Source organism: Pseudomonas guariconensis, assembly GCF_900102675.1.
Lineage (GTDB): Bacteria > Pseudomonadota > Gammaproteobacteria > Pseudomonadales > Pseudomonadaceae > Aquipseudomonas > Aquipseudomonas guariconensis.
Map to the genome: position 1 here is coordinate 270,559 of NZ_FMYX01000003.1, position 15,933 is coordinate 286,491.

The window sequence follows — 15,933 nt, forward strand, 5'->3', positions numbered from 1 at the left end:
GAAGAGGAGAGTACTGTGTCGCGTAGACGCGTCGTGGTCACCGGTATGGGTATGCTGTCGCCACTGGGTACCGATGTACCGAGCACTTGGCAGGGCATTCTGGCTGGCCGCAGTGGCATTGGGCCGATCGAACACACGGACCTGTCTGCCTATACCACCCGTTTTGGCGGCTCGGTGAAGGGCTTTGAGGTTGAGCAGTACCTGTCGGCCAAGGAAGCTCGCAAGCTCGACCTGTTCATCCAGTACGGCCTGGCGGCCGGTTTCCAGGCGGTACGCAATGCCGGCCTGGAAGTCACCGACGCCAACCGCGAGCGTATCGGCGTGGCCATGGGCTCGGGCATCGGCGGCCTGACCAACATCGAAGAAACCAGTCGCACCTTGCATGATCAAGGGCCGCGGCGGATTTCGCCGTTCTTCGTGCCGGGTTCGATCATCAATATGATCTCGGGCTTCCTGTCGATCCACCTGGGTCTGCAGGGACCGAACTACGCTATCGCCACTGCATGCACCACCGGCACCCACTGCATCGGCATGGCCGCGCGCAACATCGCCTACGGTGAAGCCGACGTGATGATCGCCGGCGGTGCCGAAATGGCAGCCTGTGGTCTGGGCATGGGGGGCTTTGGCGCCTCCCGTGCACTGTCGACGCGCAATGATGAGCCGACCCGCGCCAGCCGTCCATGGGACAAAGGCCGTGATGGCTTCGTGCTTTCCGATGGTGCTGGTGCCCTGGTTCTCGAAGAACTCGAGCATGCCAAGGCCCGAGGCGCGACGATCTACGCCGAGCTGGTTGGCTTTGGCATGAGCGGGGATGCCTACCACATGACTTCGCCGCCCGACACTGGTGATGGCGCTGCGCGCTGCATGACCAATGCCCTGCGTGACGCTGGCATTCAGCCGGAAGAGGTCAGCTACATCAACGCCCATGGTACCTCGACCCCGGCGGGCGACATCGCCGAAGTGGCCGCGATCAAGCGGGTGTTCGGCGAGCACGCCTACAAGCTGGCCGTGAGCTCGACCAAGTCGATGACCGGCCACCTGCTGGGCGCCGCCGGTGCGGTGGAAGCGATCTTCAGCGTACTGGCGATCAACAGCCAGATGGCGCCGCCGACCATCAATCTGGACGAGCCGGACGACGGCTGCGACCTTGACTTCGTGCCTCACGAAGCCCGCAGCATGCCTATCGATGTAGTGTTGTCCAACTCCTTCGGCTTTGGCGGGACCAACGGTTCGCTGGTGTTCCGCCGGTTCGTCGGCTGATGCACAGTTGGATCGACGGCCAGGCCGCGACTGCACTCAATCTGCAGAACCGCGGCTTGGCCTATGGCGATGGCCTGTTCGAGACCATCGCCGTGCGTGCGGGCAGGCCTAGCCTGCTCACGCAGCACCTTGATCGCCTGGCATTGGGTTGCCAGCGACTGGCGATCGAGGCTGACCTGCCACTGATCCGTGGCGAAATCATCGCTTACGCCAGCCAGCTCGGTGAAGGCGTGGCCAAGCTGATCCTCACCCGTGGCGACAGCCTGCGTGGCTATGCACCTGCTGCCGGTGCCGCGCCCCGTCGTATCCTCCAGGGCAGCCCGTTGCCTGCCTATCCTCGGGAAAACGCCGAACACGGCATACGGCTGTTCGACTGCCAGACCCGCCTGGCGGAACAACCGCTGCTGGCCGGGCTCAAACACCTGAACCGCTTGGAGCAGGTATTGGCCCGCAGTGAATGGCAAGGCACCGATCACGCCGAAGGGCTGATGCGCGACATGCAAGGGCGGCTGATCGAGGGCGTGTACAGCAACCTGTTCCTGGTGCGCGACGGTGTGCTGCTGACGGCGGACCTGAGCCGCTGCGGTGTCGCGGGCGTGATGCGTGCGGCGTTGCTCGAGCAGGCCGCAGCACTCGGTGTCCAGACCCAGGTGCGCGACCTCGCGTTGGCGGAGTTGGAGCAGGCTGACGAAGTGTTCCTGTGCAATAGTGTGTATGGCCTCTGGCCGGTGCGCGAATTCGCGGCACTCAAGCTTAACTGGTCGCCAGGCCCGCTCACCCGTAAACTGCAGGCCGTTGCCCGTACGTTACTGGAAACCTGATTCGTGAGACGCAAATTCCTGCTGCTGCTGGAAATGGGGTTGATCCTGGCTGGCCTTGCTGTGGGCTGGTCGGCCTGGAAGGTCAACTCGGTTCTGGAGCAGCCTCTGCACGTGACGCAGGAGCAACTGCTCGACGTGCCCAGCGGCACCACCCCTAATCGTATGTTCTATCGCATGCAGAGCGAAGGACTGCTCGATGATGCCGTCTGGCTGCGCCTGTACTGGCGTTTCAACATGGCCGGCACCCCATTGCACACCGGCGAATATCGTCTGTCTCCGGGCATGACCGTGGCCGAACTGTTCGAGGCCTGGCGCCGGGCCGATGTGGTGCAGTACAACCTGACCCTGGTCGAGGGCTGGACCTTCCGCCAGGTGCGCGCCGCAGTGGCCAAGCACGAAAAGGTCAAACACACCCTTGACGGCCTGTCCGACGCCGAGGTGATGGAAAAGCTGGGGCATACCGGCGTGTTTCCTGAAGGTCGTTTCTTCCCCGACACCTACCGTTTCGTGCGGGGCATGAGCGATGTCGAGCTGCTGCAGCAAGCCTACATGCGCCTGGAGGAAGTCCTGGCCAAGGAATGGGCCGAGCGGGCCACTGATTTGCCTTATCGTGACCCATACCAAGCGCTGATCATGGCATCGCTGGTGGAAAAGGAAACCGGTATTCCCCAAGAGCGCGGGCAGATCGCCGGTGTGTTCGTGCGTCGTCTGCGCCTGGGCATGATGCTGCAGACCGACCCGACCGTGATCTACGGCATGGGTGAGCGCTATAACGGCAAGATCACCCGGGCCGACCTACGTGAGCCGACGCCCTACAACACCTACACCATGACGGGCTTGCCGCCGACACCGATCGCCATGGTCGGTCGCGAGGCGATCCATGCCGCGCTGAACCCCTCCGATGGCACGAGCTTGTATTTCGTCGCCCGCGGCGATGGCAGCCATGTGTTCTCGGATGACTTGGATGATCACAATAGCGCGGTGCGTGAGTTCCAGCTCAAGCGCCGCTCCGATTACCGCTCCAGCCCCGCGCCGCAGACGCAGCCGGATGCGAGCGAGCAGGCGCCGGCCGAGTCGGGTCAGAACCCGATCCCTGAGGGCGATGCACCTGCCAGCGACCCTGCGCCGGGCGATGCGCCGGCACCTGACGAACAACAGTAAGGACTGCCAGTGAGCGGCTTGTTTATTACCCTGGAAGGCCCCGAAGGCGCGGGCAAAAGTACCAATCGCGAATACCTGGCCGAGCGTTTGCGCGAGCAAGGGCTGGACGTGGTCATGACCCGCGAACCCGGTGGTACGCCGCTGGCCGAGCGGATCCGCGAACTGTTGCTGGCGCCCAGTGACGAGATCATGGCGGTCGATACCGAACTGCTGCTGATGTTCGCCGCCCGCGCTCAGCACCTGGATCAGGTCATTCGTCCTGCTCTGGCGCGTGGTGCGGTGGTGCTTTGCGATCGCTTCACCGACGCCACCTATGCCTATCAAGGCGGCGGCCGGGGGCTGCCCCAGGCGCGTATCGCTACCTTGGAAACCTTTGTCCAGGGCTCGTTGCGTCCGGATCTGACTCTGGTGTTCGACCTGCCGGTCGAGGTCGGCCTGGCGCGCGCTGCTGCCCGTGGTCGCCTGGACCGCTTCGAGCAGGAAGGCCAGGCCTTCTTCGAGGCTGTGCGGCAGGCGTATCTGCAGCGAGCCCAAGGCGCCCCTCAGCGCTATAGCGTGCTGGATGCCGCACAACCGCTGGAGGCTGTGCAGCGTGCCATCGACGCACTGTTGCCTGGCATTTTGGAGCGGTGCCGTGGCTGAAGCCTATCCCTGGCAGCAGGGGCTTTGGGAGCAACTGTCTGGACGTGCTCAGCACGCCCATGCCTACCTCCTGCACGGGCCGCAGGGCATCGGTAAACGCGCCTTGGCCGAGCGCCTGATGGCGCGCCTGCTATGTCAACAGCCCCAGGGGCTGGATGCCTGTGGCCAGTGCAAGTCGTGTCTGCTGCTCAAGGCGGGGAGCCATCCGGACAACTTCGTGCTAGAGCCCGAAGAGGCCGACAAGCCGATCAAGATCGACCAGGTGCGTGAGCTGGTGTCCTTCGTGGTGCAGACTGCCCAACAGGGCGGGCGCAAGGTGGTGCTGATCGAGCCGGTCGAGGCAATGAACGTCAATGCATCGAACGCCTTGCTCAAGAGCCTGGAGGAACCCTCCGGCGACACCGTGTTGCTACTGGTCAGTCATCAGCCGAGCCGCTTGCTGCCGACTATCAAGAGCCGTTGCCAGCAGATCGCATGCCCGCAACCAAGCCTGGCTCAAAGCCAGGCTTGGTTGGCCGGTGCCTTGCCCGAGAGCAGCGCTGAGGAGCGCGATGAGCTACTGGCCCTCGCTGCTGGCTCGCCGTTGATGGCTGTCAGTCTGCAGGCACAAGGCGTGCGTGAACAGCGTGCGCTGGTCACCGAAGGGGTCAAGAAGCTGCTCAAGCAACAGCAATCGCCCAGTCAGCTCGCCGAGGCCTGGAACAACGTCCCTTTGCTCTTGTTGTTCGACTGGTTCTGTGACTGGTCGCACCTGATTCTGCGTTATCAATTGACCCAGGACGAAGAGGGGCTAGGCTTGGCCGATATGCGCAAGGTGGTTCAGTATCTGGCGCAGAAGAGCCGACAGGGCAGGGTGCTGGAGGTCCAGGCGTGGATTCTCGAACAGCGCCAGAAAGTACTGGCCAAGGCCAACCTCAATCGTGTCCTGCTGCTGGAAGCCTTGCTGGCCCACTGGGTCCAGTTGCCTGGCGCCCGCTGATACTTTCGTTTTCTCCATGTGTGCCGTCATCCCATGCTCGTAGATTCCCATTGCCATCTTGATCGTCTGGACCTCAGTGCCCACCAGGGCTCCCTCGATGCGGCGCTGCAGACCGCCCGGGAGCGGGGTGTCGGGCATTTTCTGTGTATCGGGGTGAGCGCCGAGAACGCCGCTGCCGTCAAAGCGCTGAGCGAGCAATACGCCGATGTGGATTGCTCGGTGGGGGTGCACCCGTTGGACCTTGCACCCGGTGAAACACCCGCGCTGGAGTGGCTGCTGCGTGAGCTGGCCCACCCCCACGTCGTCGCTATTGGCGAAACGGGTTTGGATTACCACTACGAGCCGGAGGCGGCAGCTTTGCAGCAGGCATCCTTCCGTCTGCACCTGGAGGCGTCGCGCCAGACCGGCAAGCCGGTGATCGTTCATACTCGCGCGGCACGGGCCGACACCTTGGCGTTGCTGCGTGAGGCCAACTTGCCCCAGGCCGGTGTGCTGCACTGCTTCACCGAAGACTGGGACATGGCCCGCCAAGCCTTGGACCTGGGTTATTACATCTCTTTGTCGGGCATTGTCACCTTCCGCAATGCCGATGCCCTGCGTGACGTCGCCCGTCAGGTGCCTGCCGACCGGCTGCTGGTCGAGACCGACTCGCCATACCTTGCGCCGATTCCATACCGGGGCAAGCCGAATCTGCCGCAATACGTGCGTGAAGTAGCCGAGTACGTGGCGTCGCTGCGAGGTGTCAGCTATGCCCATTTGGCCGAGCAGACCACAGCCAACTTCAAGCGACTGTTCCCGCTGGCGCGGGTGGCTGGTTGATCCGAGTGCCCTGACCCTGCAACGCGCATGGGGATCCGGGCAAAAAAAACCCGGGTTCTGGGGGGGGAATCCGGGTTAAGACCATTAGGAGTAAAACAAAGGTACCGCGGTCCCTGGGCACCTTTATTGACGCGCCACTTGGGGGGATGCGCCGCGCCAACACTCCAAGTATTGGTCAGGTTTGGCACAGTGCCAGCGACAACTGGTCGTTTTTTAAACAGATTTGGAATACGCCTTGGAACCATTGGGCCATCCCTGTATGGCTGGGCGTATTTTCCAAGGGCTTGAGGGCTTCCTTGCACGTATCGTGATACACAGATGCTTGGATGATCCGTGCAATTTCCTGCAAGTTAGGCATAATAATCCGCTTCGATTGTCATCCAGTCCTTCCTATGCAGAAAGAACCTCGTAAGGTCCGTGAGTTTCGCCGCCGCGAACAAGAGATCCTCGATACCGCGCTCAAGCTGTTTCTCGAACAAGGGGAAGACAGCGTCACCGTCGAGATGATCGCCGACGCCGTGGGCATCGGCAAAGGCACGATCTACAAGCACTTCAAGTCCAAGGCGGAGATATACCTGCGCCTGATGCTCGACTATGAGCGTGACCTGAACGCGCTGTTGCATTCGGACGACGTCGACCGTGACAAGGAGGCCCTGTCGCGCGCCTATTTCGAGTTCCGCATGCGCGATCCGCAGCGCTACCGGCTGTTCGACCGCCTGGAAGAGAAAGTGGTCAAGGGCAACCAGGTGCCGGAGATGGTCGACGAACTGCACCGCATCCGTGCCTCCAATTTCGATCGCCTGACCCTCTTGATCAAGGGGCGCATCAGCGAGGGCAAGCTCGAGGACGTGCCGCCATACTTCCACTATTGCGCCGCCTGGGCGTTGGTGCATGGCGCCGTTGCGCTGTACCACTCACCCTTCTGGAGCAATGTACTGGAGGATCAGGAAGGTTTCTTCCAGTTCCTCATGGACATCGGCGTACGCATGGGCAACAAGCGCAAACGCGACCCGGAAATCGCAAACTGAAGGTCTGACCGGCCTTTCCCTGCACCGTCCGGCATTGAGGCTTGCAAAAACCTGATTTTTGAGTCAGGTTTTGCAGGCCCGATTCTTCCATGCCGGAGTCATTCATGATCGTCGATCGTCAAGGTAGGCGTTTTCGCAACCTGCGTGTCAGCCTGACGGCTGCTTGCAACTACGCCTGTACCTACTGTGTGCCTGATGGCAAGCGCCTGGTGGCGGCACAGGATGAACTCCCGGCGCAAACCCTGGCCCGCGGCGTAGCCTACCTGGTCGAGGCGGCTGGCATCGAGCGACTACGGATTACCGGGGGGGAGCCCTTGGTCAGTCCCCGCTTGGAAGGCTTTCTGGAGTCGGTGGCCAAGCTGGGGCTGGCCGAGATCGGACTGACCACCAATGGCCAGTTGCTTTCACGCAAGCTGCCGCTGTTGCTAGATGCTGGTATTCGCCGCCTGAATGTTTCCCTCGATACCCTCGATCCGCAGGCGTTTCGCCGAATTGCGCGCGGAGGTGACCTGCAGAGCGTGTTGACCGGCATGGCGCAAGCCAGTGCCGCTGGTATGAGCATCAAAGTGAACATGGTGCCGATGCGTGGGCAGAACCTCGATCAGGTGTTGCCGCTACTGGATTATTGCCTGGAGCGAGGATACGAGCTGCGCTTCATCGAGCTCATGCGCATGGGGCATCTGGCCCGCGATCACAACGCTTTTCTGCAGCAGTTCGTGAGCCTGGAGCAACTGCTTGGGTTGATCGGCCAGGTTCATGCCTATCAACAGGCGAGTGCCCCTATCGATGCCACTGCGATGCGTTATCGCATTCCCGGCAAAGGGCATTTCGGCGTGATTGCCAACGAGAGCGTGCCATTTTGCCGAACCTGCTCACGCCTGCGGTTGTCCTCCACGGGCTGGCTGCATGGCTGCTTGTCATCGGGCAATCGGCATTTTGTCGGCGATTTGCTCGACAAGCCGCGTCACCAGGCGCTTCCCAGCCTGCAGCGGTTATTGGTCAAGGCTTTGGCGGACAAGCAGGATGTGGCGTTTTCCGGTGGGGTGACGATCATGAAAGTGATCGGCGGTTGATTCTGGCGCAAAAGCTGCATCTGGCGGCTATTCGCCGGTTTTTCGTCGCCGGGTTCTGGAGGAATGATGCGTAGCCTGGTCTTGTCGCTCGCCCTGATGGCGTTGGGCGGCTGCATGAATGTCAGTGATATGGGAGAAGGCGTTCGGTACCACATGAGCGATGCTGGGCTGCTGGATCACAGCGAGACTCGGCGCAGCCTGTCGGTGCGTCTGCAACCAGATTCGTTCATCTTCATCGGCCAAGGCCACTTCGTACCGCCGGCCAAAGGTCCGGTTCCACGCCAGAACGCTGTGGCCGAGGAAGCCTACAAGAATTTTGTCGAGTACTTCCCGCTGGTACGTCGTGCACAGGGGCCGTTGGGGCTGGAGGAGGCGATTGCCGAGGCGCGCTCGGTTGGGGCCGATTACGTCCTGTACACTCGCTTCGCTCGTAGCGACGACCGCATCGGTAATGGGGACGAATGGTATGACGAGCAGGCTGTGGATCGTTTGGGCGTGGACACTGGCGTGGTACAGATGATGCTGATCGAGACTAGCACTCGCTATCTGATCGACACCGTACGTATCAAGAGCCGTGGCGGTTTGTTGACGTTCCACGACAATGCGCCGGAAGATTTGCTTGCTCAGCCCATGCGCGATTACGCTCGTAGTCTCGTGGGTATGAGTCGTTGAGGGCAGGGGCATGACAGGTAGCGGCAAGGCCAACGATCTTCTGGCGCAGATCCCCAAGGAGAAGGGCTTGCCGCCGGTGCATCTATGGAACCCGGACTTCTGCGGCGACATCGACATGCGCATCGCCCGGGATGGCACGTGGTATTACCTGGGCACACCTATCGGGCGCAAGCCGATGGTGCGGTTGTTCTCCACCATCATTCGCCGCGACGGCGATGACTATTTTCTGGTTACCCCGGTGGAGAAGGTCGGCATCCGCGTCGATGACGCACCGTTCGTCGCTGTCACGCTGGATGTGGAAGGCAGCGGCGAGCAACAGGTGCTGCGCTTTACCAGTAACGTCGACGATCAGGTCGCTGCTGGCAAGGACCATCCCCTACGTGTCGAAATCGATTCGCGAACCCAGGAACCTTCGCCTTATATCCTCATGCGCAGCAACCTCGAGGCGTTGATTCACCGCAACGTATTCTACCAATTGGTCGAGTTGGCGGTGCCGCGCGAGATCGACGGACAAGTGTGGCTGGGTGTCTGGAGTAGCGGCGAGTTCTATCCGATCGGTCGGCCTTGAAGAGCTGAAGGTTGATATGGGGCGCACAGCGGCCCAGGATCGACGCCGATCGGCCTCCTGCTTTTTCGCTGAATTGGCCATTTGCCCCTAGCGCATCGGGACATAACCTGCTGGCAATCGCCCATCAGGAGAAACCCATGAAAACCCTCCATCACTCCCTCGTCTTGCTGCTGTCCTTCGGCCTTTGGGGCCTACAAGCGCCAGCCTGGGCCCACGGTGAGCAGCCCAATCAGGTCAAGATCCTGCAAGAGCGGCTTCCCAGCAATGCGCCTGGCAAAAAAGCCGTCATGCTCACCGTCAGTTATGCACCGGGACAGGCCTCGCCGGCCCATCAGCACCCTGGCGCGGTTATGGCCTATGTACTCGAGGGGGCGGTGGCTTCCAAGCTCAATGATGAGCGAGAAAGGATCTACAAGGCAGGGGAGTACTGGTACGAGGCACCGGGTACCGTGCACAGTGTGTCGCGTAACGCCAGCCAGAGCCGGCCCGCCAAGCTGCTGGTTTGGAGTCTGGTCGATGAGGGCAAACCTGTCACCGAGCCACTGAAATAGAACGCAACGGCAGAAACGAAAAAACCTCCAGTGCTTGCGCGTCTGGAGGTTTTTTCAATGTTTGGCTCCGCGACCTGGACTCGAACCAGGGACCCAATGATTAACAGTCATTTGCTCTACCGACTGAGCTATCGCGGAATCTGCGCGTATCTTACTGATCGCCAGGGGGAAGTCAAGCTTCCCCCTGAGCAATCAATGAGTTACAGCACTTCGACGATGGCCTTGGTGACGACGTGGATGTTGCTCTGGTTCAACGCGGCAACGGCGATACGGCCAGTGTCCAGGGCATAGATACCGAAGTCGTTCTTCAGGCGGGCCACTTGTTCAACGGTCAGGCCCGAATAGGAGAACATGCCCACCTGGCGGCTCACGAAGCTGAAGTCGCGCTTGGCGCCGTACTGGGCCAGCAGCTCGACCATCTGCTTGCGCATGCCGTGGATACGCTCGCGCATCTCTCCCAGCTCCGCTTCCCACATTTGGCGCAGTTCAGCGTTGTTGAGCACGGTGGCGACGATGGTCGCGCCGTGAGTCGGCGGGTTGGAGTAGGTGGTGCGGATGACACGCTTGACCTGCGACAGCACACGGGTGCTTTCGTCTTTCGAGGCGGTGACGATCGACAGCGCACCAACGCGCTCGCCGTACAGCGAGAACGACTTGGAGAACGAGCTGGAAACGAAGAACTCCATGCCCGACTCGGCGAACAGGCGCACCGCGAAGGCGTCCTCAGCGATGCCGTCACCGAAGCCCTGGTAGGCCATGTCCAGGAAGGGCACGTGGCCCTTGGCTTTGACGACGTCCAGAACGTTTTTCCAATCGTCCAGGGTCAGGTCGACGCCGGTCGGGTTATGGCAGCAGGCGTGCAGCACGACGATGGAGCCGGAAGGCAGATTGTTCAGGTCCTCGAGCATGCCAGTGCGGTTGACGTCATTGCTCGGCGCATCGTAGTAGCGGTAGTTCTGCACCGGGAAGCCAGCGCTTTCGAACAGGGCGCGGTGGTTTTCCCAGCTCGGATCGCTAATGGCTACGACGGCGTTGGGCGAAATACGCTTGAGGAAGTCGGCGCCGATTTTCAGAGCACCGGTACCGCCAACGGCCTGTACGGTGACCACGCGGCCAGCGGCCAGCAGTGGCGACTCGGCGCCGAACAGCAGCTTCTGTACGGCCTGGTCGTAGGTGGCGATACCATCGATCGGCAGGTAGCCGCGCGAGGCGTGCTGGGCAGCACGCTGGGTCTCGGCTTCGATCACGGCGCGCAGCAGCGGAATGCGGCCTTCCTCATTGCAGTACACGCCTACGCCCAGGTTGACCTTGTCGGTACGTGGGTCGGCGTTGAATGCTTCGTTGAGGCCCAGGATGGGGTCGCGGGGTGCCAGCTCGACAGCGGAAAACAGGCTCATTGTTACCTTGGCTCTGATTGGAGAGTGATAGGACGCGCACACTCCGGCCGAGTGCACAGAAGTGGTGCGCAAACGGGGAGTCAGTATAGTGATACCCATCGGTCACCGCGACAGTCTGGCGCAGGTTTTCCGGGCTTTTGTGCGAATATTTTTCAACCATTGGTCGAATTGCCCGGTCCACTGTAATGCGCGTTCGCAGCTTGACCTTGATTCTGGTCCTGGGCGAGCGCATTTGGGTATAGACTACTGGCTAAATTTACAGTTGCTGCGTTACCGCGAGGTCCGTCATGTCCGAGTTCCAACTCGTCACCCGTTTCCAGCCGGCCGGCGACCAGCCCGAAGCCATCCGACTGATGGTCGAAGGCATCGAGGCTGGGCTTTCGCACCAGACCCTGCTGGGCGTGACCGGCTCGGGCAAGACCTTCAGCATCGCCAATGTCATCCAGCAGGTGCAGCGTCCGACCCTGGTACTGGCACCGAACAAGACCCTGGCGGCGCAGTTGTACGGCGAGTTCAAGGCGTTCTTTCCGAACAACGCAGTGGAGTATTTCGTCTCCTACTACGACTACTACCAGCCTGAGGCCTACGTGCCCTCGTCCGACACCTTCATCGAGAAGGACGCCTCGATCAACGATCACATCGAGCAGATGCGACTGTCGGCTACCAAAGCCTTGCTGGAACGCCGCGACGCGATCATTGTCACCACGGTGTCCTGCATCTACGGCCTGGGTAGCCCCGAGACCTACCTGAAGATGGTCCTGCACGTCGATCGTGGCGATAAACTCGACCAGCGCGCACTGCTGCGCCGCCTGGCGGACCTGCAATACACCCGCAACGAGATGGACTTCGCCCGTGCCACTTTCCGCGTGCGTGGGGATGTGGTGGATATCTTCCCGGCCGAATCGGACCTTGAGGCCATCCGCATCGAGCTGTTCGACGATGAGGTGGAGAACATCGCCGCATTCGACCCGCTCACCGGCGAGGTCTTCCGTAAGCTGCCGCGCTTCACCTTCTACCCCAAGAGCCACTACGTCACGCCACGCGAGACCTTGCTCGAGGCAGTGGAGGGCATCAAGGAAGAACTCAAGGACCGCCTGGACTACCTACAGAAGGCGAACAAGCTGGTAGAGGCCCAGCGTCTGGAGCAGCGCACCCGCTTTGACCTGGAGATGATCCTCGAGCTTGGTTACTGCAACGGCATCGAAAACTACTCGCGCTACCTGTCCGGCCGACCGGCCGGCGCGCCGCCACCGACCCTGTACGACTACCTGCCGGCGGACGCGTTGCTGGTTATCGATGAATCCCACGTCAGCGTTCCCCAGGTCGGTGCGATGTACAAGGGCGACCGCTCGCGCAAAGAAACTCTGGTGGAGTACGGCTTCCGTCTGCCATCGGCCCTGGACAACCGCCCCATGCGCTTTGACGAGTGGGAGGCCGTCAGCCCGCAGACCATCTTCGTCTCGGCCACCCCCGGTCCGTACGAGGCCGAGCACGCCGGGCGGGTGGTGGAGCAGGTGGTGCGCCCCACCGGCCTAGTGGATCCGCAGGTGGAGGTGCGGCCGGCCCTGACCCAGGTCGATGACCTGCTGTCGGAAATCCGCAAGCGCGTGGGTGCTGGCGAGCGGGTGCTGGCCACCACCCTGACCAAGCGCATGGCCGAGGACCTTACCGACTACCTGGCCGATCACGACGTGCGGGTACGCTACCTGCACTCGGACATCGATACTGTCGAACGGGTCGAGATCATCCGTGACCTGCGCTTGGGTACATTCGACGTGCTGGTGGGCATCAACCTTTTGCGCGAGGGCCTGGACATGCCCGAGGTGTCCCTGGTGGCCATCCTGGATGCCGACAAGGAAGGTTTCCTGCGTTCGGAACGCTCCCTGATCCAGACCATCGGCCGCGCCGCACGTAACCTCAACGGCAAGGCGATCCTTTATGCCGACCAGGTCACCGGCTCCATGCAACGGGCCATCGACGAGACCGAGCGACGCCGGGCCAAGCAGATCGAATTCAACCTGGCCCACGGCATCGTGCCCAAAGGCGTGGTCAAGGACATCACCGACATCATGGAAGGCGCAAGCGTTCCGGGCGGACGCAGCAAGAAGCGCAAGAGCATGGCCAAGGCAGCGCAAGAGAGCGCCCGCAACGAGGCTGAGTTGCAGACGCCGGCGCAGATCACCAAGCGCATCAAGCAATTGGAAGAGAAGATGTTCCAGTACGCCCGCGACCTGGAGTTCGAGGCGGCCGCCCAATTGCGCGACGAGATCACCCAACTGCGCGATCGATTAATAGTGAGTTGATCGCTCGAGTGCCTGTAAGACTTCTTCGCGGGTTTGCCCGCGAAAAGGGCAGGCGACACCCATTCAATGGGCCTCGCCCGGCTTCATTCCCGGTGGCAACTTGCGGGTCAGCAACACGGCCACCATGCTCACCACCAGTCCCAAGCCAACCCAGTGGAAGGCGTCGTTGTAGGCCATGATCAGCGCTTGCTGGTGGGTGATCTCGCTCAGTTTGCCCAGCGCCGCGTCATCGCTGCCCAACCGCTCGGCCAACTGCGATAGCCGTTCGGCCACCTGTGGATTGCTTGGCACCACTGATTCTCGCAGGTAATCGAAATACACCTTGGTTCGCGCGTCCAGCAGTGTCGCCAGCAGGGCGATACCGATCGCCCCGCCCAGATTGCGCAGGATGTTGAACAGGCTCGACGCTGAGCCGGCGTCTTCCGGCAGAATGTAGGCGGTGGCGATAAGCGAGATGGTCACCATGATCATCGGCTGCCCCACGGCACGGATGATCTGGATTTGATCGAATTGCGGCCCGGCAAAATCAGGGTTCAATACGCCTGAGCCGAAGCTGGCCAGTCCGAACAGGCAAAAGCCCAGTGCGCAGAGGACCTTGGGCGGAATCACCTTCATCAGCAGCGGCACCAGCGGAATCAGGAACAGCTGCGGCAACCCCATCCACATGATCACCTCGCCGATCTGCAAGGCGTTGTAGCCCTGGACCTGCGCCAGGTACAGCGGCAACAAGTAGATCGAGCCATACAACCCTACGCCCATCCCCAAGCTTGCCACGCTGCTGAGCCCGAAATTGCGGTTGCCGAGGATGCGCAGGTTGATCAGCGGGTGAGGTCTGGAGAACTGCAGGATGACAAACGTGATCAGGCTGATCAGTGCTACCGTGCCGAGGCTGACGATCAGGTTCGACTCTAGCCAATCCTTGCGATGGCCTTCCTCTAGAAACACTTGCAAGCAGCCCAGGCCCAGCCCCAGCGTGACGATGCCGGCGTAATCGGTGCGCTTGAGCAGGTCCCAATGGGCCTCTTTCTTCTCAAGACCATAGAGTAGGCCCGCGATCATCACGATGCCTGGTGGCACATTGATATAAAAGATGTACTCCCAGCCCCAGTTCTCGGTCAGCCAGCCGCCCAGTGTCGGGCCGATCGACGGGGCGAACGTGGCCGTCATGGCAAACATGGCCATGCCCTTGGCGCGTTGGTGCTCCGGCAGCTTGATGAGCGTAAGGGTGAACGCCAGGGGGATCAGGGCGCCGCCGGTGAAACCCTGAAGAGCGCGAAAAAAGATCATGCTCTCCAGGTTCCAGGCCATGGAGCACAGCAGCGAGGAAGCGAGAAATCCCAGTGACACCCAGACCGCCAAGCGCCGGGCCGAGAGCAGTTGCACCAGCCAGGCGGTAAGAGGGATCATGATGATCTCCGCCACAAGATACGAGGTGGAGATCCATGAGCCTTCCTCAAGGGTGGCCGAAAGCGCGCCCTGAATGTCTTTGAGCGATGAGTTGGTGATCTGGATATCCAGCACCGCCATGAAGGCCCCGAGCATCGCGCTCATCACCGCGATCCAGTCGCGACGGCTTGGCTCCGCAGTGGGGCGTATCAGCGCGTCACCGGCCATCTTGGCCTTCGTCCGCATCGCGCAGGTCAACGGTCACGGTTACCGACATGCCCGGACGGATACGTCCATGCAGCGGGTTGTCCGCGGCAAAGGTGAGCTTCACCGGGATACGTTGGACCACCTTGGTGAAATTGCCGGTGGCGTTGTCCGGCGGCAGCAGGCTGAACTGTGCCCCGGAGGCGGCGAACAGGCTGTTCACCTGGCCTTCTATTGGGGTATCCGGGTAGCTGTCGAACACCAGCTCTGCGCGTTGCCCTGGGTGCATGCGGCCAATCTGGGTCTCCTTGAAGTTGGCCTGCACCCAGATGTCTTCATCCGGAACGATCGATAGCAGGTAGGCACCAGCTTGCACTACCTGTCCATTGCGTGCGTTGCGTTGGCCGATGGTGCCGCTGATCGGCGCGCGGATTTCGCAGCGGCTCAGGTTCAGCTCGGCCTGGGCCAGGTCGGCACGAGCATTGGCGATCTGCGCATCGAGGCGCTTGAGGTCAGCGCTCAAGGCATTGACCTGCTGGCGCTGGCTTTGCAGATCGGCCTGGGCCTTGTCGACTTGGGAGCGGGCCACGTGACTCTCCGCCGAGAGAGTAGTGACACGTTCCTCAGAGACAAAACCCGGCTTACGCAAGGCTTGGGCGCGGTTGAGGTCTAGTTGCGAGCGGTTGAAGGTCGCCTGGTTGGCGGCCACCTGGGCTTGGCCGGCCGCGATCAGGCTGCCTTGCTGGGTCAGCCGGCTTTGCGCCTGCTCACGTTCGGCTTCGCGGGTGGCTAGGGCTGCCCGGGCGCGCTCGACGGCCAGTTCGAAATCGGCCCGTTCCAGGTGAACCAGGAGCTCGCCCTTGGTCACATGCTGGTTGTCCTCGACCAGGACGTTGTCGATGCGGGCACCGAGCTGGCTTGAGATGCGCGTGATTTCACCTTGGACATAGGCATTGTCGGTGCTCTCGTAGAAGCGGCCCTTGAAGTACCAATGGGCCAGGAAGGCGAGGGCGACGAGCAGGACCAGGGTGAAGAAGATCAACAGGCGACGTTTGAGCTGGGCGGGCAT

General features: G+C 61.6%; 15 protein-coding genes and 1 tRNA gene. 12 read left to right on the forward strand and 4 right to left on the reverse strand.

What is annotated here, in order from left to right:
• Nucleotides 1-15 precede the first annotated feature (15 nt).
• The 11 genes from fabF to BLS27_RS06685 all read left to right on the forward strand — a co-directional run bounded on the left by fabF (nt 16) and on the right by BLS27_RS06685 (nt 9,574).
• Nucleotides 16-1,260 carry a beta-ketoacyl-ACP synthase II gene (fabF, locus tag BLS27_RS06635; RefSeq protein WP_043214415.1) on the forward strand — a complete coding sequence of 415 codons (1,245 nt, stop codon included), beginning with the start codon at nt 16-18 and terminating at the stop codon, nt 1,258-1,260.
• Complete coding sequence (pabC, locus tag BLS27_RS06640; protein ID WP_090343785.1) at nt 1,260-2,081, forward strand: aminodeoxychorismate lyase; 822 nt, start codon at nt 1,260-1,262, stop codon at nt 2,079-2,081. The genes fabF and pabC overlap by 1 nt, the downstream gene beginning before the upstream one ends.
• A 3-nt stretch (nt 2,082-2,084) precedes the next feature.
• Nucleotides 2,085-3,242 (forward strand): endolytic transglycosylase MltG, encoded by a 1,158-nt coding sequence (gene mltG, locus BLS27_RS06645; RefSeq protein ID WP_043214419.1) that lies wholly within the window; start codon nt 2,085-2,087, stop codon nt 3,240-3,242.
• Nucleotides 3,243-3,251: 9 nt separating this feature from the next.
• Complete coding sequence (gene tmk, locus BLS27_RS06650) at nt 3,252-3,884, forward strand: dTMP kinase (protein ID WP_090343787.1); 633 nt, start codon at nt 3,252-3,254, stop codon at nt 3,882-3,884.
• Nucleotides 3,877-4,863 (forward strand): DNA polymerase III subunit delta', encoded by a 987-nt coding sequence (locus BLS27_RS06655; protein ID WP_090343789.1) that lies wholly within the window; start codon nt 3,877-3,879, stop codon nt 4,861-4,863. Before tmk ends, BLS27_RS06655 begins: the two co-directional genes overlap by 8 nt.
• A gap of 33 nt (nt 4,864-4,896) precedes the next feature.
• Nucleotides 4,897-5,682: a TatD family hydrolase gene (locus tag BLS27_RS06660; protein ID WP_090343791.1), complete on the forward strand. Its 786-nt coding sequence runs from the start codon at nt 4,897-4,899 to the stop codon at nt 5,680-5,682.
• Between the two features lie 392 nt (nt 5,683-6,074).
• On the forward strand, nt 6,075-6,710 hold the full coding sequence (locus BLS27_RS06665) for a TetR/AcrR family transcriptional regulator (RefSeq protein WP_043215450.1): 636 nt from the start codon (nt 6,075-6,077) through the stop codon (nt 6,708-6,710).
• A gap of 104 nt (nt 6,711-6,814) precedes the next feature.
• Entirely contained in the window at nt 6,815-7,783 is a 969-nt protein-coding gene (locus BLS27_RS06670; RefSeq protein WP_043215448.1) for a GTP 3',8-cyclase MoaA, read from the forward strand.
• A 66-nt stretch (nt 7,784-7,849) separates the two neighbouring features.
• Entirely contained in the window at nt 7,850-8,455 is a 606-nt protein-coding gene (locus BLS27_RS06675; protein ID WP_043215446.1) for a DUF4823 domain-containing protein, read from the forward strand.
• A gap of 10 nt (nt 8,456-8,465) precedes the next feature.
• Nucleotides 8,466-9,023, forward strand: a complete 558-nt coding sequence (locus tag BLS27_RS06680; RefSeq protein ID WP_090343793.1) for a DUF1285 domain-containing protein — start codon at nt 8,466-8,468, stop codon at nt 9,021-9,023.
• A gap of 137 nt (nt 9,024-9,160) precedes the next feature.
• On the forward strand, nt 9,161-9,574 hold the full coding sequence (locus BLS27_RS06685) for a cupin domain-containing protein (RefSeq protein ID WP_043215443.1): 414 nt from the start codon (nt 9,161-9,163) through the stop codon (nt 9,572-9,574).
• Between the two features lie 62 nt (nt 9,575-9,636).
• Here BLS27_RS06685 and BLS27_RS06690 read toward each other — a convergent pair.
• Nucleotides 9,637-9,712 (reverse strand) — tRNA-Asn (locus BLS27_RS06690).
• A gap of 62 nt (nt 9,713-9,774) precedes the next feature.
• Nucleotides 9,775-10,971: an amino acid aminotransferase gene (locus BLS27_RS06695; RefSeq protein ID WP_090343795.1), complete on the reverse strand. Its 1,197-nt coding sequence runs from the start codon at nt 10,969-10,971 to the stop codon at nt 9,775-9,777.
• A 287-nt stretch (nt 10,972-11,258) separates the two neighbouring features.
• On the opposite strand from BLS27_RS06695, the gene uvrB reads away from it, so the two are divergent.
• Nucleotides 11,259-13,274: an excinuclease ABC subunit UvrB gene (gene uvrB / locus BLS27_RS06700; protein WP_043215438.1), complete on the forward strand. Its 2,016-nt coding sequence runs from the start codon at nt 11,259-11,261 to the stop codon at nt 13,272-13,274.
• A gap of 63 nt (nt 13,275-13,337) precedes the next feature.
• Here the strand turns inward: uvrB and BLS27_RS06705 are convergent, their stop codons facing one another.
• Entirely contained in the window at nt 13,338-14,888 is a 1,551-nt protein-coding gene (locus tag BLS27_RS06705; protein WP_090343797.1) for a DHA2 family efflux MFS transporter permease subunit, read from the reverse strand.
• Nucleotides 14,878-15,933 (reverse strand): HlyD family secretion protein, encoded by a 1,056-nt coding sequence (locus BLS27_RS06710; protein WP_043215434.1) that lies wholly within the window; start codon nt 15,931-15,933, stop codon nt 14,878-14,880. Before BLS27_RS06710 ends, BLS27_RS06705 begins: the two co-directional genes overlap by 11 nt.

What these genes read in the sequence shown, in the direction of transcription:
- BLS27_RS06675 (WP_043215446.1), top strand. Translation starts at nt 7,850, where the DNA reads ATGCGTAGCCTGGTCTTGTCGCTCGCCCTGATGGCGTTGGGCGGCTGC.
- BLS27_RS06660 (WP_090343791.1), top strand. Translation starts at nt 4,897, where the DNA reads ATGCTCGTAGATTCCCATTGCCATCTTGATCGTCTGGACCTCAGTGCC.
- BLS27_RS06685 (WP_043215443.1), top strand. Translation starts at nt 9,161, where the DNA reads ATGAAAACCCTCCATCACTCCCTCGTCTTGCTGCTGTCCTTCGGCCTT.
- BLS27_RS06680 (WP_090343793.1), top strand. Translation starts at nt 8,466, where the DNA reads ATGACAGGTAGCGGCAAGGCCAACGATCTTCTGGCGCAGATCCCCAAG.
- uvrB (WP_043215438.1), top strand. Translation starts at nt 11,259, where the DNA reads ATGTCCGAGTTCCAACTCGTCACCCGTTTCCAGCCGGCCGGCGACCAG.
- BLS27_RS06665 (WP_043215450.1), top strand. Translation starts at nt 6,075, where the DNA reads ATGCAGAAAGAACCTCGTAAGGTCCGTGAGTTTCGCCGCCGCGAACAA.
- pabC (WP_090343785.1), top strand. Translation starts at nt 1,260, where the DNA reads ATGCACAGTTGGATCGACGGCCAGGCCGCGACTGCACTCAATCTGCAG.
- BLS27_RS06695 (WP_090343795.1), bottom strand. Translation starts at nt 10,971, where the DNA reads ATGAGCCTGTTTTCCGCTGTCGAGCTGGCACCCCGCGACCCCATCCTG.
- BLS27_RS06705 (WP_090343797.1), bottom strand. Translation starts at nt 14,888, where the DNA reads ATGGCCGGTGACGCGCTGATACGCCCCACTGCGGAGCCAAGCCGTCGC.
- BLS27_RS06670 (WP_043215448.1), top strand. Translation starts at nt 6,815, where the DNA reads ATGATCGTCGATCGTCAAGGTAGGCGTTTTCGCAACCTGCGTGTCAGC.
- BLS27_RS06710 (WP_043215434.1), bottom strand. Translation starts at nt 15,933, where the DNA reads ATGCCCGCCCAGCTCAAACGTCGCCTGTTGATCTTCTTCACCCTGGTC.